This is a genomic window from Paenibacillus sp. BK720 (assembly GCF_011761545.1).
Taxonomy (GTDB): domain Bacteria; phylum Bacillota; class Bacilli; order Paenibacillales; family Paenibacillaceae; genus Pristimantibacillus.
Genome location: NZ_JAASRQ010000006.1, coordinates 38,420 through 63,269, shown reverse-complemented (window position 1 = coordinate 63,269; position 24,850 = coordinate 38,420). Strand labels below are relative to the sequence as shown.

The 24,850-nt window shown below is 50.6% G+C and carries 23 protein-coding genes; 22 read left to right on the top strand and 1 reads right to left on the bottom strand.

The features are described from left to right. Positions 1–704 precede the first annotated feature (704 nt). The 3 genes from FHT67_RS22055 to FHT67_RS22045 all read left to right on the top strand — a co-directional run bounded on the left by FHT67_RS22055 (position 705) and on the right by FHT67_RS22045 (position 5,490). On the top strand, positions 705–3,419 hold the full coding sequence (locus tag FHT67_RS22055) for a stalk domain-containing protein (protein ID WP_167201358.1): 2,715 nt from the start codon (positions 705–707) through the stop codon (positions 3,417–3,419). A gap of 174 nt (positions 3,420–3,593) precedes the next feature. Next, positions 3,594–4,754, top strand: a complete 1,161-nt coding sequence (locus FHT67_RS22050; RefSeq protein ID WP_132308852.1) for a sensor histidine kinase — start codon at positions 3,594–3,596, stop codon at positions 4,752–4,754. Positions 4,755–4,761: 7 nt separating this feature from the next. After that, on the top strand, positions 4,762–5,490 hold the full coding sequence (locus FHT67_RS22045) for a response regulator (RefSeq protein WP_127499480.1): 729 nt from the start codon (positions 4,762–4,764) through the stop codon (positions 5,488–5,490). Between the two features lie 622 nt (positions 5,491–6,112). Here the strand turns inward: FHT67_RS22045 and FHT67_RS22040 are convergent. Continuing rightward, the gene (locus FHT67_RS22040; RefSeq protein WP_167201357.1) at positions 6,113–6,787 is read right to left on the bottom strand and encodes a DNA-binding response regulator; all 675 of its coding nucleotides are present in this window, start codon (positions 6,785–6,787) and stop codon (positions 6,113–6,115) included. Positions 6,788–7,013: 226 nt separating this feature from the next. Here FHT67_RS22040 and FHT67_RS22035 point away from each other — a divergent pair, with 226 nt between their 5' ends. The 19 genes from FHT67_RS22035 to secA all read left to right on the top strand — a co-directional run bounded on the left by FHT67_RS22035 (position 7,014) and on the right by secA (position 24,705). Continuing rightward, entirely contained in the window at positions 7,014–7,436 is a 423-nt protein-coding gene (locus tag FHT67_RS22035; RefSeq protein WP_208403439.1) for a hypothetical protein, read from the top strand. A gap of 761 nt (positions 7,437–8,197) precedes the next feature. Continuing rightward, the gene (locus FHT67_RS22030) at positions 8,198–9,598 is read left to right on the top strand and encodes an ATP-dependent helicase ComFA (protein WP_243867407.1); all 1,401 of its coding nucleotides are present in this window, start codon (positions 8,198–8,200) and stop codon (positions 9,596–9,598) included. 398 nt (positions 9,599–9,996) lie between these two features. Then, the gene (locus FHT67_RS22025; protein WP_208403437.1) at positions 9,997–10,593 is read left to right on the top strand and encodes a ComF family protein; all 597 of its coding nucleotides are present in this window, start codon (positions 9,997–9,999) and stop codon (positions 10,591–10,593) included. A 99-nt stretch (positions 10,594–10,692) separates the two neighbouring features. Continuing rightward, entirely contained in the window at positions 10,693–11,109 is a 417-nt protein-coding gene (locus tag FHT67_RS22020; RefSeq protein ID WP_167201354.1) for a TIGR03826 family flagellar region protein, read from the top strand. Between the two features lie 106 nt (positions 11,110–11,215). After that, on the top strand, positions 11,216–11,482 hold the full coding sequence (gene flgM, locus FHT67_RS22015; RefSeq protein WP_167201353.1) for a flagellar biosynthesis anti-sigma factor FlgM: 267 nt from the start codon (positions 11,216–11,218) through the stop codon (positions 11,480–11,482). Positions 11,483–11,489: 7 nt separating this feature from the next. Beyond that, entirely contained in the window at positions 11,490–11,993 is a 504-nt protein-coding gene (locus FHT67_RS22010; RefSeq protein ID WP_132308862.1) for a flagellar protein FlgN, read from the top strand. Between the two features lie 18 nt (positions 11,994–12,011). Further along, positions 12,012–13,568 carry a flagellar hook-associated protein FlgK gene (gene flgK / locus FHT67_RS22005; protein WP_167201352.1) on the top strand — a complete coding sequence of 519 codons (1,557 nt, stop codon included), beginning with the start codon at positions 12,012–12,014 and terminating at the stop codon, positions 13,566–13,568. A 30-nt stretch (positions 13,569–13,598) separates the two neighbouring features. Next, positions 13,599–14,558, top strand: coding sequence for a flagellar hook-associated protein FlgL (flgL, locus tag FHT67_RS22000; protein ID WP_167201351.1), 960 nt, complete (start codon positions 13,599–13,601; stop codon positions 14,556–14,558). Positions 14,559–14,567: 9 nt separating this feature from the next. Further along, positions 14,568–15,137, top strand: a complete 570-nt coding sequence (locus FHT67_RS21995) for a DUF6470 family protein (protein ID WP_167201350.1) — start codon at positions 14,568–14,570, stop codon at positions 15,135–15,137. A gap of 110 nt (positions 15,138–15,247) precedes the next feature. Then, a complete protein-coding gene (gene fliW, locus FHT67_RS21990) occupies positions 15,248–15,628 on the top strand; it encodes a flagellar assembly protein FliW (protein WP_167201349.1) in 381 nt (126 codons plus the stop codon). Between the two features lie 11 nt (positions 15,629–15,639). Continuing rightward, positions 15,640–15,879 carry a carbon storage regulator CsrA gene (csrA, locus tag FHT67_RS21985; protein ID WP_167201348.1) on the top strand — a complete coding sequence of 80 codons (240 nt, stop codon included), beginning with the start codon at positions 15,640–15,642 and terminating at the stop codon, positions 15,877–15,879. Between the two features lie 158 nt (positions 15,880–16,037). Then, on the top strand, positions 16,038–17,753 hold the full coding sequence (locus tag FHT67_RS21980) for a flagellin N-terminal helical domain-containing protein (RefSeq protein WP_167201347.1): 1,716 nt from the start codon (positions 16,038–16,040) through the stop codon (positions 17,751–17,753). 141 nt (positions 17,754–17,894) lie between these two features. Then, entirely contained in the window at positions 17,895–18,320 is a 426-nt protein-coding gene (locus FHT67_RS21975; RefSeq protein ID WP_208403435.1) for a flagellar protein FlaG, read from the top strand. A gap of 18 nt (positions 18,321–18,338) precedes the next feature. After that, the gene (gene fliD / locus FHT67_RS21970; protein WP_167201346.1) at positions 18,339–20,117 is read left to right on the top strand and encodes a flagellar filament capping protein FliD; all 1,779 of its coding nucleotides are present in this window, start codon (positions 18,339–18,341) and stop codon (positions 20,115–20,117) included. Between the two features lie 14 nt (positions 20,118–20,131). Beyond that, positions 20,132–20,557, top strand: a complete 426-nt coding sequence (fliS, locus tag FHT67_RS21965; protein WP_132308878.1) for a flagellar export chaperone FliS — start codon at positions 20,132–20,134, stop codon at positions 20,555–20,557. After that, positions 20,517–20,855 (top strand): hypothetical protein, encoded by a 339-nt coding sequence (locus FHT67_RS21960; protein WP_167201345.1) that lies wholly within the window; start codon positions 20,517–20,519, stop codon positions 20,853–20,855. The genes fliS and FHT67_RS21960 overlap by 41 nt, the downstream gene beginning before the upstream one ends. Positions 20,856–20,996: 141 nt before the next feature. After that, positions 20,997–21,194: a cold-shock protein gene (locus FHT67_RS21955; protein ID WP_015847290.1), complete on the top strand. Its 198-nt coding sequence runs from the start codon at positions 20,997–20,999 to the stop codon at positions 21,192–21,194. A gap of 259 nt (positions 21,195–21,453) precedes the next feature. Next, a complete protein-coding gene (hpf, locus tag FHT67_RS21950; protein WP_132308881.1) occupies positions 21,454–22,002 on the top strand; it encodes a ribosome hibernation-promoting factor, HPF/YfiA family in 549 nt (182 codons plus the stop codon). 195 nt (positions 22,003–22,197) lie between these two features. Then, complete coding sequence (secA, locus tag FHT67_RS21945) at positions 22,198–24,705, top strand: preprotein translocase subunit SecA (RefSeq protein ID WP_132308883.1); 2,508 nt, start codon at positions 22,198–22,200, stop codon at positions 24,703–24,705. Positions 24,706–24,850 lie beyond the last annotated feature (145 nt).

Sequence of the window (24,850 nt, the reverse complement as noted above, 5' to 3'; positions counted from 1 at the left end):
TTGGCAGTGAAAGTAGCTAGTTTGGAGGGGATAAGACCCTGTCAGGGTCTTATTAACGGGGAGGTGGCTGACGGAAGCGAGGAAATGGCGGGGATGTAACGTGATAAGACCCTGCGAGGGTCTTATTGGCAGTGAAAGTAGCTAGTTTGGAGTGGATAAGACCCTGTCAGGGTCTTATTGACCTAGAGGATGCTGGAAATGGTGGAACCGTGAGGTAGCACGGGAAGTTAAGGTCCCCAAGTGACCTTACGTGTGGAAAAAAGTAACTAGAATTAGTTAAGGCCCTAGGGCCCTTAAGAAATAGAACCTGAGGGTCATCAGTGGGCAGTAGTAAGCCCACGCGATGACCTATTTTCTTCTTTCGGTCCGCCCCCAAGTGCTGGGGATGGGGCAGGTAGAGGGGCGGAGAGAAAAGGTCATTCTGGAGAAAAGCATATGCTTACGAAGTAGCTTTCTTTCAGAAAGCTTTTAAATGTTCGCCTTTTCAGGACGAAATCTAACGATAGCATCGTTAAATTCAAAGATTTCGTCTGCAACAGCGATCGGAAGAATGACCTTTTCTCGCAGCCTTGCCCTACCTTTTTACCAAACTACAGCACGACCATCCTCCCATTTTTATTAAGAAATTTTTATACTCGGAACTTTTCTCCCCTTCTAATAGTCTATAATAGATAGATTAATAGATTAGGAGAGTTGCTATAACGATGAGTAAGGTACATAACAGCAAAGTCCGGCAGACGGGAAGTCTAGGCAAAAAGATCGCGGTTGTCGTAATCGGTGGCACATTGCTGGCTCAGCCAGTCTCGTCAGCTATATCTTTAGACTTGAATCCGTTCCAAGCAGGTACAGCGGCTGCTGCTACGGCAGAGCCATCCCTCAAGCTTCTCCAGCAGTCGTATATTACGGCTGGCGCGCAAAGAATGGACTATCTCTGGACGACAACGCGCAGCGGAAAAGCTGCTAAAGCGAATATCCATGTCATTCAAGTCGATCTCACCAATCCTTATGTGAACTTGAACACGATGAGCGGCAAGAACGATACCGTAGGCAAGCTGAATACGGTTATGAATATGACGAAAGAGAACGGCGCGGTTGCGGGCATCAACGCCGACGTGTTTATCACAACAACGGAAGGCTCGCCAATGGGCGCGCAGGTAACAAGCGGAACGCTGATGACCAGCCCGATGCAAATTAAGGGCATGTATGCTTTTGCCGTGACAAAAGACCGCAAGCCGGTCATCGACAGCTATACCTTCGACGGTAAGGTTACGTCCGCGGACGGCTCCAGCTTTACGCTTGCAGGGCTGAACCAGTCAGCTTATATTCCGGAAGGCGGCTCATCCAGCTACAGCCACCTTAATGCTCTCTATATTTACAACAGCGCCTGGGGCGGCGCGGAGCGCCCTAAGAACTCGTCTACGACTCCAACGGAAGCCCTTGTCGTAAACGGAGTCGTTCAGCAAATTTCGGACGGCAAGCCGTTAACCGGGGCGATCCCGGCGGACGGTTATATCCTGCGCGGTCACGGAACTGCGGCACAATTTATTCTCGAGCATTTGCAGGTTGGCCAGTCCGTAACCTCCGATTACTCTCTCGTATCCGCCACATCCGGGCAAAAGGTAGATCCTGCATCTTTTGAAATGCTGGTAGGCGGACATACGATTCTCGTAAACAACGGCGCGGCTGCGACTTTCTCCCGCGATATTACGGGCGTAAGCGGATCCTCCTACGTATCCCGTACGGCGGTTGGTTATTCCAAAGACGGTACTAAGGTTTATCTAATTACAAGCGAGGATTACGGTGACAGCACGGGGCTTAATCTGAAAGAACTCCAGCAGGTCATGGTGAAGCTTGGCGTGTACAAAGGGATCAACCTCGACGGCGGCGGTTCAACAACGATGATTGAGCGTCCGCTTGGCGAGACTTCGCTTCGTTTGGCGCATTCCACGCAATACGAAACAACGCAGCGCAGCATTTCCAATTCGATTGGCGTATTCACGACGGCGCCGCAAGGCAATCTGAAAGGGATTGCGGTCAGCGGTTCGAATATTCTTTTTGTCGGACAAAAGACAACCTTCTCTGTAAAAGGCTATGATACCTATTACAATCCAACTACGGTAGACGGAACGAATGCAAGCTGGAGCAGCACAACGGGCGTTGGTTCGTTCAGCGGCAATACGTTTACGGCTTCCAAGCCGGGTACAACCAACATTACGGTGAAGTCCGGCTCCGTTACGGCTACTTATCCGGTTGAGGTTATCGGCAAAGATCAGATTGCGGAGCTGAAGCTCGATACGGCGGCAGGTGCCCTATCGAAGGGCGCAACGGTATCCATTCCGGTTAAAGTTACCTTGAAGAACGGCAAGACCTATAAGCTGACCGGCGACTCGCTGCAATGGGAGTTCACCGGTTTTACCGCAACAACAAGCGGCGATACGCTTACGGTGAACTCGGTTAATTCCGATACGACAACAGGGTACGCGATTGGCCGTTACGACGGATATGCGACCATGCTTCCGTTCACGCAGGGCGGCTCCGAGAAAACGTTGGAGACATTCGAAAACGTAGCTTACGGGATTAATCCTCAGGTTACGCCTGCCGCAACAACAACGGGCAGCGTGAAGCTGGTGACCGACCTGCCGGGCCAATCGTCTGGCAAAGCGCTGCAAATTTCCTATGACTTTAGTGCCGGAACCGGTACAAAAGCGGTATACGCCCAATTTAACGGCACTTCCGGGAAATCGATTGACGGCTCGCCGGTATCGATGTCAATGGATGTATACGGCGATAAGAGCCTTAACTGGCTGCGTGCCGAATTCGTGGATGCCAATGGTACGGTTCACCTCGTGGATCTGGCTAAGCAGCTCGACTGGACAGGCTGGAAATCGGTTAAGGCCGATCTGTCTGCCAAAGGAATGGCGTATCCGGTTAAGCTGAAGCGCGTTTACGTGGTGACAACGCCGGACGGTCAGGATGAGCGTGCAGCAACAGGCGCGGTAGGCATTGATAACATCAAGCTGCAATATGCGGCTTCAACGACAACACCGACTAAGGGCCATATCGAAATGACGATCGGCAAAAAGTCGGCTGTATCCAACGGCAAGACGATTGCGATGGAAGTCGCTCCGCTGGAGACGGGCGGTACGACTTATGTACCGATTCGGTTTGTTACCGATGCGATGGGCGTTACGCTGAAATGGGACAATAAGCTCAATCGCGTGACCGTTCTGAATGGTTCCAAAATGCTTGAAATGGTCATCGGCAAAAAGGAAATTAATATCAACGGCGCGCTTTCCCAGACGGAAGTGGCTCCTATGATCAAGAACGGAAGAACGTTAATTCCGATCCGTCTCGTTTCCGAAAAATTGGGTCTAAAGGTCACCTACGATAACAAAACGAAAAAGATTGCCATCGATTAATGGTGGACGAGCGGCAACCAACCTGTGTTATGATAAAGGGGAATAGCCTTTAACCAGATGAAACGGCCTCGTTGTCCTAGGGTAGCGGGGAATGTTTCATTCCGAGAATTCTAAGCGCTATTTATAAGGTGAAACTTATATATTCTTAGAATTTAAGAAAGGTTGCCGATTGTTTTGGACCAGCACATCGTGGATATTAATAGAGTGATTACGAATGCGATCTCCGTTATGGAGGACAGCAAACTACAAATTTACGAAATATGCGAATCGGCGCGCCAGGAGCTCGAATCCCTTGGTCAGGAGCTCGAGATTGTTCTTGCGGAAACGTTAACGACAATCGAAAGAGTAGACCAGCTGGAGCAGGACTACCGGCGCGCTCGCATTCGGCTGACTGAAGTTAGCCGAGACTTTGTTCGATATAAAGAAGAGGACATCAAAACCGCCTACGAAAAGGCGACTCAAATTCAGCTCGATCTGATGGTTTACCGGGAGAAGGAAGCGTATCTGAAAACTCGCCGGGACGATCTGCAGAAGCGGGTCCGCAATGTCGAGAAGTCGATCGAGCGGGCGGAGACGATTGCCTCGCAAATCAATGTGGTGCTCCAGTATTTGTCCGGCGACCTTAACCAGGTATCGCGCATATTGGAGTCGGCGAAGACGAGACAGATGATAGGTCTCAAGATCATCGTGGCGCAAGAAGAAGAACGGAAGCGGATTTCGCGGGAAATTCACGACGGACCGGCTCAATCGCTTGCCAATATCGTGCTACGAACGGAAATTGTGGAAAGAATGCTACTAAAGAAGGAATTTCAATTGGTGCAGGACGAATTATTAGATCTGAAAGGTCAGGTTCGTTCCGGACTGGAGGAAATAAGAAAAATTATTTTCAACCTGCGTCCGATGGCCTTGGATGATTTGGGTCTTGTACCTGCACTTCGCAAGTTCGCTCACGACTTTGAAGATAAGACAAAGATCCGGACAATCTTTGAGCTTAACGGTAAAGAAGTCAGGATGCCGTCAGCCATGGAGGCTGGTGTTTTCCGTCTCGTTCAGGAAGCGTTCACCAATGCTCAGAAGCATGCAAGAGCATCCTTTGTTACGCTGGAGGTTGCTTTTACGACTGAGACGGTCACGATTACGATCGTGGACAACGGTATTGGATTCCAGAGCGAGCAGGCGGAAGCCCATGCGCAGAACAACTCTTCTTTCGGCTTGATTGGCATGCGCGAGCGTGTAGATCTTCTTGAAGGGAGGATGGAAATCGACTCAAAATTAGGACAAGGGACGAAGATTATAATCAACATCCCAATTACCGTAGAGAGTAGAAAGGAGTAAGATGACGATGAACCAGGCTGCGCCGGGAAGTAAGCGCAAGATAAAAGTATTGCTAGCGGATGATCATCAACTTTTCCGCGAAGGACTTAAACGGATTCTGAACATGGAAGACGATCTCGAAGTTATTGGGGAATGCGGAGACGGCATACAAGTGCTTGAGTTTTGCAACCACACGATTCCGGAAATCGTGTTAATGGATATTAACATGCCCATCGAGAACGGCGTTGTAACGACCGAGAGACTGAAGACGATTTTCCCCGATGTAAAAGTTATCATTCTGTCCATTCATGACGACGAAAGCTATGTATTCGAGACGCTCCGCAAAGGGGCTACCGGTTACTTGCTGAAGGACATGGAGGCGGAGTCGCTTATTAACGCGATCCGTTCCGTGGTGAACGGTCATGCTTATATCCATCCGAAGGTAACAGGAAAGCTGATCAACCAGCTGCGCCGCATGACTTACCTGGATGAGATGGGCGTGATTTCGGGCGCTGCGGCTGGCATGGAGCCAGGCGTGAAGTTCATAGCGGGCGAAGACAATCCGCTTACTCGCCGCGAGGCGGAAGTGCTGCGTCTTATGGCGGAAGGCAAGAGCAATAAGATGATTGGCGAGTATTTGTTCATTAGCGAGAAAACCGTTAAAAACCATGTAAGCAGCATCTTGCAGAAGATGGAGGTTGACGACCGTACGCAAGCGGTTATTCAATCCATCAAATATGGCTGGGTAACGCTGTAGCCGGGCTAGCTTTATTCACACGCAAAGCGCGCGGTGCTCAACCGGCGTGCAGAAGGCGAGGGGCTCGATCGAAGGCAGACCAAAGCTGCATGCGAGAGGCAGGAACCCGGTGAAAAGCGGCCCGCCAACAGGCGGCCGAAGTCAGATCAGGTCTGGTTACAGGTGCATAATAGAGTCCCGTGTCGTAGACGCGGGATTTTTTGTGTTCAGGGGGGGAAGTCGGGTCTTATCGAATGGGAATGGCGACTGGAGCATGAAAATGGTGGAGTTGCGGGAACTTAAGACCCTGCGGGGGTCTTATGGGGGGGAGCTAGTTTGGTTGGGATAAGACCCTGTCGGGGTCTTATCGAGAGAGGAATGGCGACTGAAGCGTGAAAATGGTGGAGTTGCGGGGACACAAGACCCTGCGGTGGTCTTATTGGGGTTGAGACTAGCTAGTTTTGGTTAGGATAAGACCCTGTCGGGGTCTTATCGAGTGAGGAATGGCGACTGGAGCGTGAAAATGGTGGAGTTGTGGGGACATAAGACCCTGCGGGGGTCTTATTGGGGGGAAGACTAGCTAGTTTGGTTGGGATAAGACCCTGGCAGGGTCTTATCGAATGGGAAGATGAACTTGAGCCAGTTAGAGTCTAGGAGTGGCGGCCTGCAACTTGTAAGTACGGACTCGATGGACAGTCGCTTTTGCAGGCTGTAAATAATTTAAACTAACCATTTCTATTAACAGTTTGCGTGCATACTTTGAGCTTATCGATAGTAATAGGCTGATATCTTTTGGCGTCACTGGTTTGCGGACAAGCTGCATATAGCGCAGAATTTCTTTTTGCTGCAAGGATAGATTGTTGTTGTTGAAGGTAAGACTGAAGAGCTTGCCGAACAGCTGCTGTAGGAGTTGCTGGCATTGGCGCGGCCTGCTCTTGACGTCGTCATAGGAGAAGCGGATCACCATCCAGCCGTCCAGGATGAGATGGTTCTGGCGCATGAGGTTGTCGGCGAATTGTCTGCGGTCAGCATCCCGCAAGTGTGGGCCGTAGCCGTCAATTTCGATGCAAATCTTGTAGGGCTCGCGCAGATAGGCATAGTCCAGAAAACGTTGACCATCCTTATAATCATCGACCTCGTATTCAGCGTGCAAATGTTCAAGCTTGCCAATAGCCGGCAGCCAAACCTGCTTAAGAAATAAGTCCTCTGCATGCCGTTCCTCGGATAATCTGCGTTTACGTTCACTGCCGCCTGCTTGAAGCTGAGACTCTAACCATTGTTCATAAAGGGTATCGAGTACCTTAACCAGAATAATCACTCCTCCTTAGCAAAATAAAAAGCACACGGCTCCCCCGTTGGAAACGAGAAAAAGAGCGGTGTGCTTCACACGCATGATTTCATTTGCATTTATTTTACAATAGTCGCATCAGAGTGTCGATTACCCATTTTATCCCCCTTGTCCTCATGTCCGTAACCACTGGGCGCATAGCGGCATATATTGTCACAAAGAGGAGGTGGCCGACCTGATTGCGATTTTTCTTCTTGTGATAGGCTGCTATGCTTTGGCCGCCGCATCGGTGCATGTGGCTTACAGGCTCAGGCGGGGTAAAATCCGCGAAAGCAAGCATTATGTTCTTGTTGCTCATGATCAGCATATGAAGATGGAAATGTTTCTACGCCAGTTTTCTTCTTATTCGCGCCGAATGGGGACGGATGTTCAGCTTACGGTAGTCGATAACGATTCCGCGGACCAGACCGCTCAGATTGTAGACCGTCTCCGGCGGGAGAACGGGAATATTACGGTTTTTGCGGATGAAGGTTCGAAGGATAGAAAGCGCTCACAATCTGGGGAAGATTCTGCAGGGCTTATCTGGATGCTAAGAAACGAAGGGATTGTAAGCAAGCCTGATCAGGCTATCCTTGTGGATTTGCAGAATCCATCCGATTTGTCGAAAATGCCGTTTTGAGCTATAATGGAAGTTAATTGGAAGCACGGAGTGAAGCACACCCCGATGATGCAATGGCATCGTTGAGGTGTGCTTTTTTGCGTGCGCAGGGAGGGAAACGGTTGAAGGCCTTTGTGTATGTCGTTCGTGTTTGCGGAGAATGGTCAGCCCGGATGTCGATTGCGCCGGAAGTGGACCGGTTGTTCTGGATGGAGGAGGGGCTAGCGGAAGCTAGTAGGATAGTAGATGGTCGTTATGGAGGGATGAGAAAGAAAGATAACGGACGGAGTGTTGCGGTCCAAACAAGACTTAAAGGGGAGAGAGCGGAAGAAGGATGGCTGTGGGAGGAGGCATTGCCATTGGGGGATGCCATTCGCTGCGTGGAGCTTTGGGAGCGAGATGCCGGGAGCCGTGCCTCGCGGGATAGCAGTGGTGTCGGTAGTGCTCAGAGTCGGGGAATTGCAGGGAGTGTAGGGAGTACAGTCGGCAGTGGCGGCGGGCCGCTGGCTTCGCTCGCGGCCTGCGTGGAGCAGGCGCGCCGCGAAGCGGGCGCGCCAATGCAAGGGCCGGGCCCGCAGGCTGCTGGCGATGCCAGCCTGCGGGCCCGGCGGTGGGCGCGAGCCGCCGCTGACGCGGGCGGCTCCAGCCCCGGCACCGCGCGCGCTGCTGCTCGCGCGCGGGAGGCCCTGGCGGCCGCTGCGCAGCAGGCCGCCGCGGCCCTGCAGGGCCGTGCGCTGCTTCGCAGCGAAGCGCACGCCCTGCTCGAGGGCGCCGCCGCCGATATGGGCGGCGCACTGCAGTTGGCGCAGCTGCTAGGCTGGCTGCGCCTCAAGGGCGCTGTCGCCGCCGAGCACGGCCGGCGGCGGCGCGAGTGCCGCTGCAGGCGATGCGGCAGCGGCGAAGCGCACATGCACCGCACGCCTTGCGCAGCGTGCGGGCGCATGTGCGCCTACTGCTCGGCATGCCTCACCATGGGGCGCAGCCGCGAATGCGAGCTGCTGGTGCTTGGCATGCCGGCATCTCCACTAGAGGCCGGCTCAACACCGGCCGACCTCAACAAGTGGCGGCTCAGCCCCGCGCAAGCTGCCGCCACGGAGTCGGCGCTTCAGTTCATCGAAGCGCCACACCAGCCACACCCTCCACAGAAGAACAAAGAGTTCCTCCTCTGGGCCGTCACCGGGGCCGGCAAGACGGAGATGATATTCCCGCTGGTCGAGTCGGTCATCTCCCGCGGAGGGCGGGCGCTGATCGCCACTCCGCGCCGGGATGTCGTCATTGAGCTCGATCCCCGCATCCGCAGGGCGTTCCCGCAGGCACGGGTCGTTACTTTATACGGCGGCAGCGAGCAGCGTTGGGAAGCGGGAGACATTACGCTGGCCACTACGCATCAGCTGATGCGGTTCCATCAAGCTTTTGATCTCGTCATTATCGACGAGCTTGATGCGTTTCCCTACCACGGCGATCCGATTTTGCATTACGCGGCGGACAAAAGCCGTGCGCCGCATGCCCCAAAGCTGCTGCTTTCGGCCACGCCGCCAACCGAGCTGCAGCGGCGTGTTAAATCCGGACAGCTGCCCCATGCCAGGGTACCCGTCCGCTATCATCGCCATCCGCTGCCCGTACCGGTTCTAATTCGCACACCGTCCGTCGCAAAGCTCCTTCAGACGGGAAAAATACCGAGAGCGCTGCTCGCGGCGCTTAACCATTCTCTAAACCGCGGAGCTCAGCTCTTCATCTTCGTTCAGCGGATCTCGCAGGTTGAGCCGATGGCCAAGCTGCTGGGCAGGCTGCTTAAGCAATCTGCCGTCGAAGGGACCTCGTCTCAGGATCCGGACCGGGCCGATAAGGTAAACCGATTCCGCAAAAGCGAAATCCGCGTATTAGTCACCACGACCATCCTGGAGCGGGGAGTAACCATTCCGCGCAGCGATGTATATATTTTAGACGCGGACGGACGGTTGTTTGACGAGGCTTCGCTGGTTCAGATGGCGGGAAGGGCGGGGCGTTCGGGAGAGGATCCGAATGGCTATGTCTATTTTTGCGGCAGAGAGCGAACCGGTGCTCAAGCTGCAACCATCAGTCAAATCCGCGGAATGAACCGGATTGCCCGCAAACGGGGATACCTGCTCCCGGAGGAACGGGCCGGTTCATGGTGGAGCCGAATCTTCAAGCGTTCCAATTAACCTTCTTTATATCTATCGCCCATACATCCGCCCGCTAGATCCAGCTCTTTCATCAAATACTGAATCCTATTAATAACAACACCGTCAAAGGAGGTCACTCATGCATGCGGCAAATCCTTACACAACTATTCCGGCGCTCCACCTCCGAGCTGCGCCACTCCTTGCATTATCTGAAACCCAGCTCGGGAGAATGCCCCTTTTGCGGAAAAGGAATAAAGCAGGCTTCACCAGGCCTATCAACGCCTCAAGCCGATAGCCGGAAAACGTATCTATCCTATCTCCCGCCCGCTTTTACCCGTTCAATCTGCTCCTCTTGCCTCGCGGCCATCCCATGGCTTATCCCAATCAAATGCCGCGTTTGCGGCAGGGGAATCACTTGTCCGGACTGCATCCGCCGGATGGACCCCATGTTTATCGCGAATCGAAGCGCCGTTCAGTACAGCAGCGAGATGAGAGAATGGCTGGCTCAATACAAGTACAGGGGGAATGAGAGGCTGGAGCCGCTGCTCGCCCAGATGATGCTCCCGGCCTTTGAAGCCATCACGAAGGAAGCGGAAAAACAAAGCTTTTCTGCGCAGCCACCCTCAATTCCCATCTGGGATGCCGTTACCTTCGTGCCGGTCAGCATGGAGCGGGCAGAGGAGAGAGGCTTTAATCAGGCCGAGCGGTTCGCTTCTATTTTGGCCAAGCATCATCGGCTTCCTCTGTATAACCTGCTCGTCCGGGAGCGGCATACCGGGAAGCAAAGCTTCAAAACCCGCCTGGAGCGAATGAAGGATACGCAGCGATTGTTTCACGCCAACCCGCATACGATGGCGCTTTTGCGGAACAATGTCCTAAGGTCCCCTATGAATGCCCAAGTCCGATCTATACGAATTCTACTAGTCGACGACATCTACACAACAGGCAGCACGATCGGAGCTTGCGCGGCAGCGCTGCATCAGCATTCGGAGGTCCCGCTCGACATTTATTCTCTTACTTGGGCCAGATCCTAGCGGCAGAAAGTCCTTTTGCAAGATTACTAGTGAAAAAACTCCCAATATCCGTTAAAATAACCGTAACAACCTTATGATTGCTGGAATGGGGAATCGACGATGAATGTAGAAAACTGCCCTCGGTGCGGGAAGATTTTTGCCAAAAACTTCCGTGATGTCTGCCCTGCGTGCATCCGGGAAATTGATAAAGAATACGAACTGTGCTCCACTTACTTGCGCGAGAACAAGGGCGCTGTTATTACCGAGCTGCACGATGCCACCGGCGTTTCGATTAAACAAATTACGAAGTTTATTAAAGAGGGGCGTATTTCGCTGCTGAATGCCCCCAATCTTATGTATCCTTGCGAAGTATGTGGTACACTGATCCGTGAGAACAATATTTGCGGCAACTGCCGCGCCCGCCTGCTGAAGGACACTCAACACATGCACGAGGATGAGGCAAGGAACGCGGCCCTCCGCGCGGAAGAAAGAGTTTCGTACAAAGGCATTGATAAATATAAAAACCGGCAAAATTAATATGTAGCCCCATAACTTGGCCTATTCATTTTCCTGCTAGCTGAACCGATAATACTTTTAAAGGTTATCGGTTTTTTCTATTGTGGGACCAAAGAGGTGATTATTCATGAAGATAAATGAAACGAATCGGATCGGCGCGTACAACCCCTACCAGAAGCAAATGGAGCAGCGGATAGATGGTGCAAATAAGAAGAAACAGAAGGATATCGTAGAGATCTCCGCGGAGGCAAAGGAAATGCTCTCTACCAGTCAAACGAACAATCCGGAAAGGCAGAAGCGCCTGGAAGAATTGAAGCAATCCATCTCAGCGGGAACCTACAAGGTTGACGCCGGCAAAATCGCAGACAAGCTGCTTCCTTACCTGAAGGGATGATCCGTAAATGAACGAGCATATCAGGCAGATTTTAATCACCCTGCAGGAGCTGTTGGATGCGCACCGCGAGCTTATCAGGCATGCCAACGAGAAGACGGAAGCCATCCGCTTGGAAAATGTGGAGGCGGTATCGCTTATTACAAGCCGCGAGAAAAAAAGCGTGCAGCGTATTGTTGACCTGGAACAGACCCGTCTGCTTCAGGTTGGACGGTTTACGGTTGAACAAGGCCTTCGCAACATGCGCTCCCTGAAGATGGAGAAGCTGATTCAGATGGTCTACCACGCGGAGCAGAAGCTGGAGCTTCAGCAGATGTGGAGGGAGCTGTCCGCCGCGATCAAGGAGCTTCAGGACGTCAATACGTTTAACCAGCAGCTGATCCGGATGAATCTGGATTATCTGCAATTTACGCAGGACCTGCTGCTTGGCGCCCCGGAGGACGAGGTTACCTATCACCGCGCCGTACAAGGAATGAATGTGCAGCGTGCTAGTCGCTATAATCTCAAGACTTAAGGGAGAGGACAAGATACGATGACATCGACATTTCATGGTCTGGAGACCGCGAAGCGAAGTATATTCACGACGCAAACGGCGCTGAACACGACCGGTCACAATATTTCTAACGCCAATACGTCGGGTTATTCCCGCCAGCGGGTTAACTTTACGGCTGCCCGTCCCATCGAAGCCTATGGCTATTCCCATTCCACGGCTGCGGGGCAGCTTGGTACGGGCGTGGAAGCAACCTCGATCACGCGGGTAAGAGACAAGTTCTTGGACAGTCAGTTCTACAGCGAGCATAAGTGGCTCGGGAATTACACGGTTCAGTCGGATACGCTCGAGAAGCTGGAGACCATTGTGAATGAGCCAAGCGATACCGGCCTGCAGACCGTGATCTCGAACTTCTGGAACAGCTGGTCTGACCTCAGCAAGACGCCTGAGAGCGCGGATGGACGCGCCGTACTGGTTGAACAGACCAAAGCGATGATGGACGCTTTTAACTATACATACAAACAGCTTACCGATTTGAAGTCCGACTTGACGGAAAACGCTCAAATCAACCTCGACAACCTCAAATCGATCTCCAGCACGATTGCCAACCTGAACGGACAAATTCAGCGAATTGAAGGCATTGGCGACGACGCGAATGACCTGCGCGACCAACGCGATGCTCTGGTTGACGAACTGTCCGGTCTGGCGAATGTCAAGGTGTCTGATTTATCTGACGGTTACACCATCACGATGGGCAACGTTACCTTGGTTGCGGGTAAATCCGCCGAAGGGTCGCAAGGGTTAACGCTGGACGATATGACGGCTGCGATCGAGAATGGCGACCTGAATAACGGGGCTATCTACGGCACGATGCAGTCGCGCGATAATTATGTTCAAGGCTATATGGATCAACTGAACCAAATGGCGAACACAATCGCGAATGGGGATCTCCAAGTTACGATTCCCAAAGGTTCGGTTCTTCCCGAAGGTACCGTGCTTAACGGCGTTACGTACGCAGGTGCCAACCGTACGCTGACGGAAGATTTGACCGTAACGGTGCAGGGTCTGAACGGCTTGCATCAGCTCGGTTATACGATGAACGGGGAGCAAGGCGAGCCGCTGTTCACCGATGCGGATGGCAATACGGACAATTTGACCGCAGCCAATATCCAGCTCAATCCAAAGATCGCAGCAGACCCTACGCTGCTTGCCACCTCCATGAAAGTGACGTTTAATGCCGACGGTACGGAGACGGTTGTAGCTGGTAACAACTCGATGGCCGTTCTGATGTCACAGGCGCGTGACACGAAGTTTGCGTTTGATGCGACGGACAACAATACGATTAACGGATTCTTACGCGCGGTAGTTGGCCAATTAGGCGTGCAGTCCAAGGAAATGCAGCGGCTGCAGTCGAATCAGCAAACGATCGTTGACCAGGTGGATTCCCGCCGTATGTCGGTCAGCGGCGTTTCCCTTGACGAGGAAATGTCCGATCTCGTGAAGTTCCAGCATGCCTATAACGCATCCGCACGCGTGATGACCGTTATCGACGAGACGCTGGACCGTATTATTAACAGCATGGGCCGCGTCGGCCTGTAATCGACAAGATAAAGCCGGAGGTGCAGCCACATGGCATTACGCGTAACGCAAAGAATGATGTCTTCCCAAATGCTTGGCAACATAACCAACAATCTCAACAGCATGAATAAGCTGCAAAACCAACTCGCTACGGGTAAAGCGATTAATAAGCCTTCCGATGACCCAATCGGGATTACGTTCGCATTGCGCTATCGCGGCGAGATTGCATCCAATGATCAATACACGGATAACGCAGATGCAGCTATGTCTTCCCTGGAATATATGGATACGACCATTGGACAGGCTACGGACATCGTTCAACGGTTCCGTGAACTAATCGTAAAAGGTGCCAATGGAACGTTGGAACAAACCAGCATGACCGCTATTCAAACCGAAGTTTCCCAGTTGTACAACCAAATGGTGGAGATTGGTAACGGCCAATTTAACGGGAAACAAATGTTTAACGGAGAGCAGACAGGCGTAAAGCCTTATTCCACTCTTGGGCTGGATCAGCAGTCCGATCCTTCGGCAGATCCTCCAATTCTAAAAGCCTTCAGTAACCAGACGGATACCGGAAGCATTCAATACGAGCTGTCTCCGGGGATGACGATGGACGTAAACATGACGGGCAACGATGTGTTTGGTGCTCCGGTTACGGATGAATCCGATACGACTAGCGATAACCTGTTCCAGCTTATGCACCGTGCTTACGATATGCTGGGATCTGGTGATCAGGAAGGTCTGAAGGATCTGCTTGGTCAGATTGATACAAGAATGAGCACGATGCTGACCGCAAGAGCTCAGATCGGAGCGCGGGTTAACCGCGTGGAAATCGTGCAAGGAAGACTTTCGGACGTGGATATTAACCTCCAGCAAATGCAGCAAAAAGTAGAAGACGTCGATATGGCCGAAGCAATCACGAATATTACAACCTTAGAGAACGTATACCAAGCTTCCTTATCGGCAGGGGCAAAGATCATTCAACCGAGTCTTGTTGACTTCCTGAGATAGGGTGGTTTAATGGCTATTGGACAAATTCAAATTCACCAGCAGCCAGCCCTTATTGGAATTCAGGTAAGGCCGCCGGAGCAGCATATCGAGCAGCCGCAGGCCACGATCGATATGCGCCAGATCCCGGCAAAGCTGTCGATTGAGCAGCCTATGGGGGTACTGGAGGTCAACCAGGACCGGGCCTGGGATGCGCTTGGGCTGGCAAACAACCTGGAAGTAACGAGCAGAATTTATTCGCAAGCCAAAGAAATCGCGCTGCAAGGCGTTGCCCGCCGGATGGAAGAAGGGCGGCAGCTAGCGGATCTTGCGCATGTGAAGAGTAATCCTGTAGCCAGCTTGTCAAAAGACTGGCGGATCGAAGGACCGCCGATGCCCGTTACGGGACCAGCGTCTATTGATAATGTGGATCTATCTTTTACGCCGGGCAAAGTGCAAATATCGGTTGAGCAGGGCGGAGTCGAACTAAACGTCACGCCTAACCGCCCCATTCATGAATATACGCCGGGTAAAGCGGAAATTTACATGAGGCAATACGCCTCCGTGCAGATAACGCCGCCAAGCATCGACACGGTTTTATAGGATTTTACATTGTTCATAGAATTCGGTTTAATAACTATAGGCCTTATGCGTATCTTTATACGGGGCCTGTAGTTTTCTTTTTATATATTGAAGACGAAGAGGGGATTCGATTGACTACCTACCAGTTCGATAACGGAATACCGGGCTTTGAACATCTGCGGCAATTTGTGTTTTCCGAGGTTGAAGGAGAAATGCCGGTCAGGCTGATGCAATCCGTGGAGGACGAGAATATCGCGTTTCTTATTGCCAGCCCCTTTTATTTTTATAAGGATTATGAATGGGACTTGCCGGATTCGGTCATGCAAGAGCTGAGGCTGGATGACGAGAAGGATGTTGAGGTCTGGTCCGTAATTACTCTCAATAAAGATCCGAATAAATCGACGATAAATTTGCTGGCGCCAATTGTATTAAACAAGACGACAAAGCGCGGCAAGCAGCATATTATCCACGACCATGCTTATAGCCCAAGAGCGCCTTTATATCAAGCCTAAGGAGGAGCGTTATGCTCGTATTATCTCGTAAGACGGATGAATCGATTATGATTGGCGGCAATATTGAGATTGTCGTTCTTGGTGTCGAGGGCGAGACGGTAAAGCTGGGTATTCGCGCCCCCAAGGATATTGAAATATTCCGCAAAGAACTGTATATGAACATTCAAGCTTCCAACCGGGAAGCAGCGAGCAGTCTGTTTGCTATTAACGATGTTGTTCAGCTGCTTAAACAAAATCGATCGGACAAATAAAAAGAACAGAGAAAAAATAGAAATTTTTGTTTTTCCTCTATAAAAAATCCCGAATGCTGTCGATATAAATAATAAGCGCGGGGGAGGGGCGGCCGACCCTTTCACCGTAAGCTTCCGCAAGGATGCGGAACTAACAGACATTCAGGGAGGAAATAACAATGCGTATTAATCACAATATTGCAGCTCTTAACACTCTGAGCCAGCTGAACAACGCTTCTAGCGCTCAAAGCAAATCGATGGAAAAACTGTCTTCCGGTCTTCGTATCAACCGTGCAGGTGACGACGCTGCTGGTCTGGCAATTTCCGAAAAAATGCGTGGCCAAATCCGCGGTCTGGACATGGCTTCCAAAAATGCTCAAGACGGCATTTCCTTGATCCAAACAGCTGAGGGCGCTTTGAACGAAACTCATAGCATCCTGCAACGTATGCGCGAGCTGGCTAACCAATCCGCAAACGGAACTAACACGGATACAGACCGTGGCGCTCTGCAAGACGAAATGAACCAATTGACTTCCGAAATCAACCGTATCGGCAATACAACTGAGTTCAATACTCAAAAATTGCTGAAAGGCGACGGTTCGCAAAACCTGGCTAAGCTGGGCGTAGATATCGGCGCTGTTTCTGTTGATACTGCTGGTACTGATGCTTCCTCGACTGAAGCAAAAGTTTCTTTCAATCTGGGTACTCTTGCAGCAGGTAATACTGCAGCTATCAACCTGAACGGTCAGGCCTTTACAATTACTTATGCAAACACAGCTGGTGCAGCTGCAGGTGACACTACTGCTACAGCTACAACAGCTTCCATCGCATTGGGTGGCGCAACATTGGCAGCAGGTGACGATGCAGCCGTAACTAAAGCTACTGCAGACGCTTTGCAAAAGTTCATTGACAATAATGATGCTTTGAAAGGAAACTACAAAGTTTCCCAAAACGCTGCTGGTGATATCACAGTTGAAGCAGTTAAAGAAGGCGCTATGTCCGGTTCTAAAGGTACTATGAGCGTTACAGCTGCTAATAACGTAACGTTTGGTGGTACATATACTTCCGGTACAACTATTCAAGGTACTAACACTAATGCAACTGCCGCAAGCAAATCGATTGACCTCGCTGGTCTGGATTTCACGAAGCTTGAAGGTAAAGGAATCACTATCGGCGGCCAACAAATCGAGTTCTACAATGCTGATAAAGGCGCTTACAAAGGTAACGCTCAAGGTATTGATATTAGCGATGTTACAAACGAGGATTCGCTTGTAGACGCAATCGTTAAACAAGCTAAAATTGATGGTGTAACACTCTCGCAAGACCCAGCAGCTGCTGGTGCTGCTCAGTATAACCTAGTTGTAACTTCCAATGAAACCGGCCTGGCTAGCAAAGTAGAAGTTGCTGACGGCGGCGTTCAAAAAGACTTCAAAACATCGTTCCAAATCGGTGCTAACACTGGTCAATCCATGAGCTTGGAAATCGCTGATATGCGTTCCCATGCTCTGGGTATCACTGGTAAAGCAGGCGACAAAGGCTTTACTACTGATAACTCGGTAACTGACGGCACTAACGACCTGAAAAACGAAGCCGCTCTGAACATCTCCACTAAAGAAGATGCTTCCAGCGCTATCGCGATTCTGGATAAAGCTACTCAATCCGTATCGAGCGCACGTTCCAAGCTGGGTGCTGTTCAAAACCGTCTGGAGCACACAATCAACAACCTGGGTACAGCTTCCGAGAACCTGACTGCTGCTGAATCCCGTATCCGTGACGTTGATATGGCGAAAGAAATGATGGAGCAAACGAAGAACTCGATCCTTGCACAAGCTGCTCAAGCTATGCTTGCTCAAGCGAACCAACAGCCGCAAGGCGTACTTCAACTCCTCCGTTAATCTTTAACCATAACGGAATAAAGAGAGACCTTAGGCGACTAAGGTCTCTTTTTTATAGGATTTGCTTAAGGTACCTATAATAATCGCTTTTTTATATGCCGATATAATAGGTAACATCAATCTGGCAGGAGGAAAATTCGGATGAGTTCAAATTTCTCTATCTCAGGATCGAATTTTCCATCGGAACGAATTTCAGCATCTGAAGCACCAAAGAGTATTCCAAGCAAAGAAGATTATGCAGAAACTTCGGTACAGATGGAAGCAGTTGCTCAAGGAACGCGAACCTATACCAGCTTTGAAGATGTTAAGATGGCAGAGCTGCGTGGCGAAAAGATAAGCATTGGTGAGCAGCAGTTATTTAAAAATATTGAGCAGGCTGTTAAAGCTATGCGAGGAAGACCAACAGAATTGCAATTTGACGTACACAAACAAACCCATCTTGTCGCAGTAAAAGTGAAGGATAAAGAAACGGGCGAAGTATTAAGAGAGATCCCTCCGGAGAAGTCTCTGGACTTTATCGCAAAACTATGGGAAATGGCAGGCTTAATTGTTGACGAGAAACGGTAACGATCAGGAGGGATAAGAGTGAGTACTTTACGCGTAACCGGGTTAGCATCGGGTATGGATTATGAGAGCATGATTAAACAGATCATGGATGCCCAACGAGTCCCACTAGACAAGCTCAACCAGAAGAAACAGATTAACCAGTGGAAGCAGGACGATTATCGGGCGATCAACAACAAGATACTGGATTTCAAAAATGCTGCATTTGACATGAAGCTACAATCCGGTTATTTGACGAAAACTGCTTCTTCCTCAAATACAAACGTAGCAACGGTAACAGGAACAGCAACAGCGATTGAAGGATCGTATACGTTGCAGGTTGAGCAGTTAGCCAAAGCAGCAACGCTCAAAAGCGGAACTTTAAACGGATCAACCGTTGGCAAGGATACAACGATTACCGTCAATGGGGTTAATGTTGAGGTTAAGAGTTCGGATACCTATCAGGATCTGGCCAATAAGATCAATGCAGAGTCCGTGAAAACAGGGGTAAAGGTAGCCTATGATTCTACCCTGAAGACAATGTTCTTTTCTTCCGCCAAAACAGGCGCAGCTGCGGATATTGATCTTAGGGGTTCGGATGTAGGAAGCATTTTAGGCCTGACTACCAGCACAACAGCTGCGACCACAACAGGAAGTGTGAAGCTGGCATCTGATACTTCATTAGCCTCTTATGCAGGAAAAGCATTCTCCCTTAAAATCGGTGGGCAAGAATATAAGGTTGATCTTACCGATAAATCGACAGTTGGTGATCTGGTTTCGAAGATGAATGATTCGCTTAAGAATACGGGTGTTTCTTTATCTTTGAATTCCGCTGGCAATCTGGTTATTGATAATCCGGATAAAAGTAAAACGATTGACTTTACAACAGGCTCCGACGCTGGTGTGGTAGGAGCGCTTGGTTTAACGGGTGCTACGCCTACCGATACAGCACCGTCCATTTATACACAAGGTCAAAACGCTAAAGTAAAGTTTAACGGCGTAGAAGGCGAATATGACTCAAACACTTTCACCATTGCCGGCCTTAGCATTACGGCGAAGTCGGAAGGAGCCGATGTAACGAGCATTGGCGTTACGCAGGACGTTGATTCTGTATTCAACAAGATCAAATCCTTCGTAGATAAGTACAATGATCTGATCGGCTCGATCAACTCGGAGTTGTCTGAGGAGAAGTATCGCGATTTTGCTCCGCTGACCGACGCTCAGAAGAAAGAGATGACGGATGATCAGATTAAACAATGGGAAGATAAAGCAAAAAGTGGTATGCTGGCTAATGATTCCGTTCTTACATCAAGCCTCTATTCGATGAGACAAGCCTTATCTTCCTCGATTAGCGGCCTAGCGTCGGGGCAATTAAAGAACCTGTCCGATATCGGGATTTCTAGCTCATTAATTAGCGGAACCGCTGTTAGCGGCAGCTACTTGGATAAAGGCAAGCTATATATTGACGAGACAAAGCTCAAACAAATGATCGCAGAGAAGCCGGATGAAGTTATGGCTCTGTTTAACGCAGATGATAAGGATAGTAAATCCACTGCGGGAGACGGTGTTGCCACAAGGCTGTATAATCAAGCGAGTGCTATTTTCAGTCAGATTGTAGATAAAGCGGGAACAAGCACATCCGTTAAAAATACGTTTGTTCTTGGTAAAGAATCACTCGATCTGGATAAGCAGATCTCGGCTCTCCAGACCCGTCTCGACGACATGGAGACCCGTTATTACAACCAATTCACCCAGATGGAAACCTACATCAGTCAGATGAATTCACGCAGCTCAAGCCTTGCTTCGCTGCTTGGTTCCTAGGAGGCTAATAACCTATGCAATACCAACCGCGCAATCCATACATGCAGACTTCGGTTCAGACGGCTAATCCCGCTGCTTTGCTTATCATGCTTTATGACGGGGCGATTCGTTTCTGCCGTCAGGGCATTGAGGCTATCAAGGAGCGGCGGAATGCGGACGCGCATACGAGTCTCATGAAGACGCAGGAAATCATTAGCGAGTTCATTATTACCCTGGACCGTTCGAATCCGGTATCGGAAAGCTTGCTGCTGCTTTACGATTATTTCAACCACCGGTTAATCGAAGCCAATACCCGCAAGGATGCCGCCCCGGCCGAGGAGGTGCTTGGACACCTGATCGACCTGAAGGCAACATGGGTCGAAGCGGCCAAACAAGTCAATCAGATGGCGGGACAAGCTAATGGAAGCTCTTTTACAGCGACTCATTCAACTGTCGTCTAATTTGGTTGAGCGGTTGGACAGCGCCGATCTGGAACAGTTCGACGCATATATGCAGCAGCGAGAAGAGCTGTTCCGGGAGCTGGAGCAGTCGGTTGTCCCGGCGGAGCAGATGGCCGTGCTCCGGCTGGAAGCGGACCGGTTGATTTCCATCGAGTCGGTTATCGTTGCCAGGATGGTTACGCTGCGCGACGAAGCAAGGCAGCAATGGGATAAAATCCAGCAGGGACGCCGTTCCCAGGCTAGATACGACTCCGCTTACGGCGGCGGAGACAGCCTCTTTTTCGACGCCAGAAGGTAGAAAATGGGGCTGTCTAAAAAAAATGTATTCGCTTACAAGGAAATATTGACAATAGTGTGTCAATGGTGGTATATTCGACTTGTGGGCCATAACATAACTAAGACGCCTCACAGTATTTGAAGATGAAGGGACTGTTTATGTATGCAAGGTAAAGTTAAATGGTTTAACGCAGAGAAAGGTTATGGATTTATCGAGACTGAACAAGGCGGCGACGTTTTCGTTCATTTCTCCGCAATCCAAGCTGAAGGCTTCAAAACGCTCGAAGAAGGCCAAGCGGTTGAATTCGACATCGTAGAAGGCGCTCGCGGTCCACAAGCTGCAAACGTAGTCAAACTGTAATCATCTAGGCTGACTCATTCAGCCACATTATATGGTTCGATTGACAAGTGCCTATTCTAAGCTCCGGGAAACCGGGGCTTTTCATTTTTTTATCCACCTGTTCACTGTCATGATCCATAACTTGTCCACATATTAATGAAGAAACAGGTTCAGGCAATCCTCCGAAAATATTATCAGAAAATTCTAAATAAATAAAAAACTATTTTGAAATAGGCTCCGGCATATGTTATAATAAGAATACGTAAAGGAGGAATGCCCCATGAAATACATCATTCGAGGTCATCGTATTCAAGTGACAGAAGCTTTACGAGAGTATGCTGTGAAGAAGATCAGTCGATTGGAAAAGTATTTTGAAGCTCCTGCCTCCGAAACAACCGTCACGTTGTCTGTTACCAAAGGCAAACACGCGGTGGAAGTAACCATCCCGCTGGTCGGCGTTATGCTGAGGGCGGAAGATAAGAGCGAGGATATGTACGCCTCCATTGATGTTGTGGTGGACAAACTGGAACGTCAAATTCGCAAACATAAGACTAAGATGAACCGTAAGTTCAGGCAAGAAAGTGGCGTCAAGGCTCTGTTCAAGGAAGGCATCAGCCAGACGGCCGTATCCGTTATGGATGAGGAAGACGAACTTGAGCTCGTCCGGACGAAGCGTTTTATGCTGAAGCCGATGGACGTTGAAGAAGCCATTTTGCAAATGAACATGGTTGGACATAATTTCTTTGTATTCTCCAATATCGACAATAAGGAAGTGAACGTTGTTTATAAACGAAGCGACGGGAAATACGGCCTGATCGAGCAAGTATAAAATCTGAAGCCGGCAATCATTTCTGCATTCTTACTTATTAAATTAGCCAATCACGGCCTTTTCTCCGACGGGGAAGAGGCCTTTTATATGAATGTATTCCTGCTTATTGCTGGAAATAAACGCGATGCGTTGCGGGCGTCACGACAAACTGTTACAATTTAAGGCAAACAGGCGTATTTATGAAAGGGGAAGACCATGCTCGGACTAGTGAAAAAAATATTCGGTGATGCGAACGAGCGCGAGGTCAAGCGTCTCACGCGTACGGTAGAAGAAATTAACGGACTTGAGTCCAAGATATCGCCGCTGTCTGACGATGAGCTGCGTAATAAAACGGAAGAGTTCAAGGCCCGTCTTGAGAAAGGCGAGGACATTGACTCGATTCTGCCGGAAGCTTTCGCGGTAGTGCGCGAAGCGTCGAAGCGTACGCTTGGCATGCGCCATTTCGACGTGCAGCTGATGGGCGGTATGGTACTGCATGAAGGCAAGATCGCGGAGATGAGAACCGGTGAAGGTAAAACTCTCGTTGCGACGCTTCCTACTTACCTGAACGCGCTGCAGGGCAAAGGCGTACACGTTATTACGGTCAACGATTACCTTGCCTCGCGCGATAGCCAGATCATGTCTGCCCTTTATAACTTCCTTGGACTGACTGTCGGCTGTAACCTTCACGGCTTGACGCATGAAGAGAAGCAAGAGGCTTATGCTTGCGATATTACTTACGGAACCAATAATGAGTTCGGCTTTGACTATTTGCGCGATAACATGGTGCTGTACAAAGAGCAAATGGTTCAACGCCCGCTTTATTATGCAATCATAGACGAAGTCGACTCCATCCTGGTCGATGAGGCGCGTACGCCGCTGATCATTTCCGGACAAGCTCAAAAATCGACGGAGCTGTATTACGCCGCCGACCGTTTTGTCAGCCGTTTGAAAGCGGAGGAGGATTACACGGTTGATATTAAGCTTCGCAACGTAACGCTGACGGAAGCCGGCGTGGAGAAAGCGGAGAAAGCCTTTGGCATCGAGAACTTATTCGATCATGCGAACGTAACGCTGAACCACCACGTGCAGCAAGCGCTTAAAGCGCATGTCATCATGAAGCGCGACGTGGATTACGTGGTTAACGAAGACGAAGTCGTAATCGTCGACGAATTCACGGGCCGTCTGATGGCTGGCCGCCGTTACAGCGACGGTCTGCATCAAGCGATTGAAGCGAAAGAGCAGCTGAAGGTTCAGAACGAGAGCATGACGCTTGCGACCATTACGTTCCAGAACTACTTCCGTATGTACCGCAAGCTGTCCGGCATGACCGGTACGGCGAAGACGGAGGAAGAAGAGTTCAAACGGATTTACGGTCTCGAGGTTATTCAAATTCCGACAAACCGCGCTTTGATCCGTAAAGATATGCAGGACGTCGTCTACAAATCCGAGAACGGCAAGTTTAAAGCCGTTGTAGAGGAAATTGTAGAGCGCCACAAGAAGAACCAGCCGGTACTCGTCGGTACAATCTCCATCGAGAACTCGGAGCGTCTGTCCGACATGCTGAAGAAGCGCGGCGTACAGCATAAAGTACTGAACGCGAAGTTCCATGCGGAGGAAGCGGAAATTATCTCCCGCGCGGGTCAAGCGGGCGCGGTTACCATCGCAACCAACATGGCGGGACGCGGTACGGATATTTTGCTTGGCGAAGGCGTTCACGAAGTAGGCGGTCTGCACATTATCGGTACGGAGCGCCACGAAAGCCGTCGTATCGACAACCAGCTGCGCGGTCGTGCCGGCCGTCAAGGCGACCCGGGCTCCTCGCAGTTCTATCTCTCCCTGGAGGATGAGCTGATGCGCCGCTTTGGCGCGGAGAACATTATGGGCATGATGGACCGTCTGGGTCTGGAAGAAGACCAGCCGATCGAGAGCCGCCTCATTACGCGTGCCGTTGAGTCCGCTCAGAAGCGCGTAGAGGGCAGCAACTTCGATACCCGTAAAGTCGTCCTGCAATATGACGATGTCATGAACCAGCAGCGTGAGGTTATCTATAAGCAGCGCCGTGACGTATTATATTCGGAGAATATCCGCGAGATCGTTATGGAAATGATCGTGCCGGTTATCGAGCATGTGGTTGAGGCGCATACGGAAGGCGATATTCCGGAAGAGTGGGATCTGCAGGAAATCGCGGATTACGCGAACTCGAACCTTCTCCCTGAAGATACCTTCTCGAAGGACGATCTGTGGGGCAAAGAGAAGGAAGAGATCATCGAGCTTATCAAGGATAAGGTTGTTGCTTATTACGACGAGCGCGAGGCTGAGCTTGGCGCCGAGACGATGCGCGAATTCGAGAAGGTTGTCGTTCTGCGCGCGGTAGACAGCAAATGGATGGATCACATCGATGCGATGGATCAGCTCCGCCAAGGTATCCACCTCCGTGCGTACGGCGGTACGGATCCGCTTCGCGAATACCAATTCGAAGGCTTCGAGATGTTTAAGGAAATGATCTACAGCATCCAGGAGGAAGTCGCGAAGTATATCATGAAGGCACGCGTGGAGAGCAATTTGGAGCGTCAAGAGGTTGCGCAAGGCCAAACGACGACGAATAGCCCGGCCGAAGCGGAGAAACGCCCCGCGAAGCGCGAAGAGCGTACGGGACGCAACGACCTTTGCCCATGCGGCAGCGGCAAGAAGTACAAAATGTGCCATGGGATGGGTAAGTAACACCTGACCTAAGCTATTCGCATAAGGTAACATACACGGTTAACGCGCCGGTAAGCCCATTGCGGGCGAACGGCGCGTTTTATGCGGTCTGCACGGATTTACAGCGGCCCGGCCGCGCATACTTAATTTTGAGGTGAAGCTACGC

What these genes read in the sequence shown, in the direction of transcription:
- FHT67_RS22045 (WP_127499480.1), top strand. Translation starts at nt 4,762, where the DNA reads ATGAACCAGGCTGCGCCGGGAAGTAAGCGCAAGATAAAAGTATTGCTA.
- hpf (WP_132308881.1), top strand. Translation starts at nt 21,454, where the DNA reads ATGAAATACATCATTCGAGGTCATCGTATTCAAGTGACAGAAGCTTTA.
- FHT67_RS21960 (WP_167201345.1), top strand. Translation starts at nt 20,517, where the DNA reads ATGGAAGCTCTTTTACAGCGACTCATTCAACTGTCGTCTAATTTGGTT.
- FHT67_RS22025 (WP_208403437.1), top strand. Translation starts at nt 9,997, where the DNA reads ATGGACCCCATGTTTATCGCGAATCGAAGCGCCGTTCAGTACAGCAGC.
- flgK (WP_167201352.1), top strand. Translation starts at nt 12,012, where the DNA reads ATGACATCGACATTTCATGGTCTGGAGACCGCGAAGCGAAGTATATTC.
- FHT67_RS22010 (WP_132308862.1), top strand. Translation starts at nt 11,490, where the DNA reads ATGAACGAGCATATCAGGCAGATTTTAATCACCCTGCAGGAGCTGTTG.
- flgL (WP_167201351.1), top strand. Translation starts at nt 13,599, where the DNA reads ATGGCATTACGCGTAACGCAAAGAATGATGTCTTCCCAAATGCTTGGC.
- FHT67_RS21980 (WP_167201347.1), top strand. Translation starts at nt 16,038, where the DNA reads ATGCGTATTAATCACAATATTGCAGCTCTTAACACTCTGAGCCAGCTG.
- secA (WP_132308883.1), top strand. Translation starts at nt 22,198, where the DNA reads ATGCTCGGACTAGTGAAAAAAATATTCGGTGATGCGAACGAGCGCGAG.
- FHT67_RS22030 (WP_243867407.1), top strand. Translation starts at nt 8,198, where the DNA reads ATGGGCGGCGCACTGCAGTTGGCGCAGCTGCTAGGCTGGCTGCGCCTC.
- FHT67_RS21995 (WP_167201350.1), top strand. Translation starts at nt 14,568, where the DNA reads ATGGCTATTGGACAAATTCAAATTCACCAGCAGCCAGCCCTTATTGGA.
- FHT67_RS22055 (WP_167201358.1), top strand. Translation starts at nt 705, where the DNA reads ATGAGTAAGGTACATAACAGCAAAGTCCGGCAGACGGGAAGTCTAGGC.
- FHT67_RS21975 (WP_208403435.1), top strand. Translation starts at nt 17,895, where the DNA reads ATGAGTTCAAATTTCTCTATCTCAGGATCGAATTTTCCATCGGAACGA.
- FHT67_RS22020 (WP_167201354.1), top strand. Translation starts at nt 10,693, where the DNA reads ATGAATGTAGAAAACTGCCCTCGGTGCGGGAAGATTTTTGCCAAAAAC.
- fliS (WP_132308878.1), top strand. Translation starts at nt 20,132, where the DNA reads ATGCAATACCAACCGCGCAATCCATACATGCAGACTTCGGTTCAGACG.
- flgM (WP_167201353.1), top strand. Translation starts at nt 11,216, where the DNA reads ATGAAGATAAATGAAACGAATCGGATCGGCGCGTACAACCCCTACCAG.
- csrA (WP_167201348.1), top strand. Translation starts at nt 15,640, where the DNA reads ATGCTCGTATTATCTCGTAAGACGGATGAATCGATTATGATTGGCGGC.
- FHT67_RS21955 (WP_015847290.1), top strand. Translation starts at nt 20,997, where the DNA reads ATGCAAGGTAAAGTTAAATGGTTTAACGCAGAGAAAGGTTATGGATTT.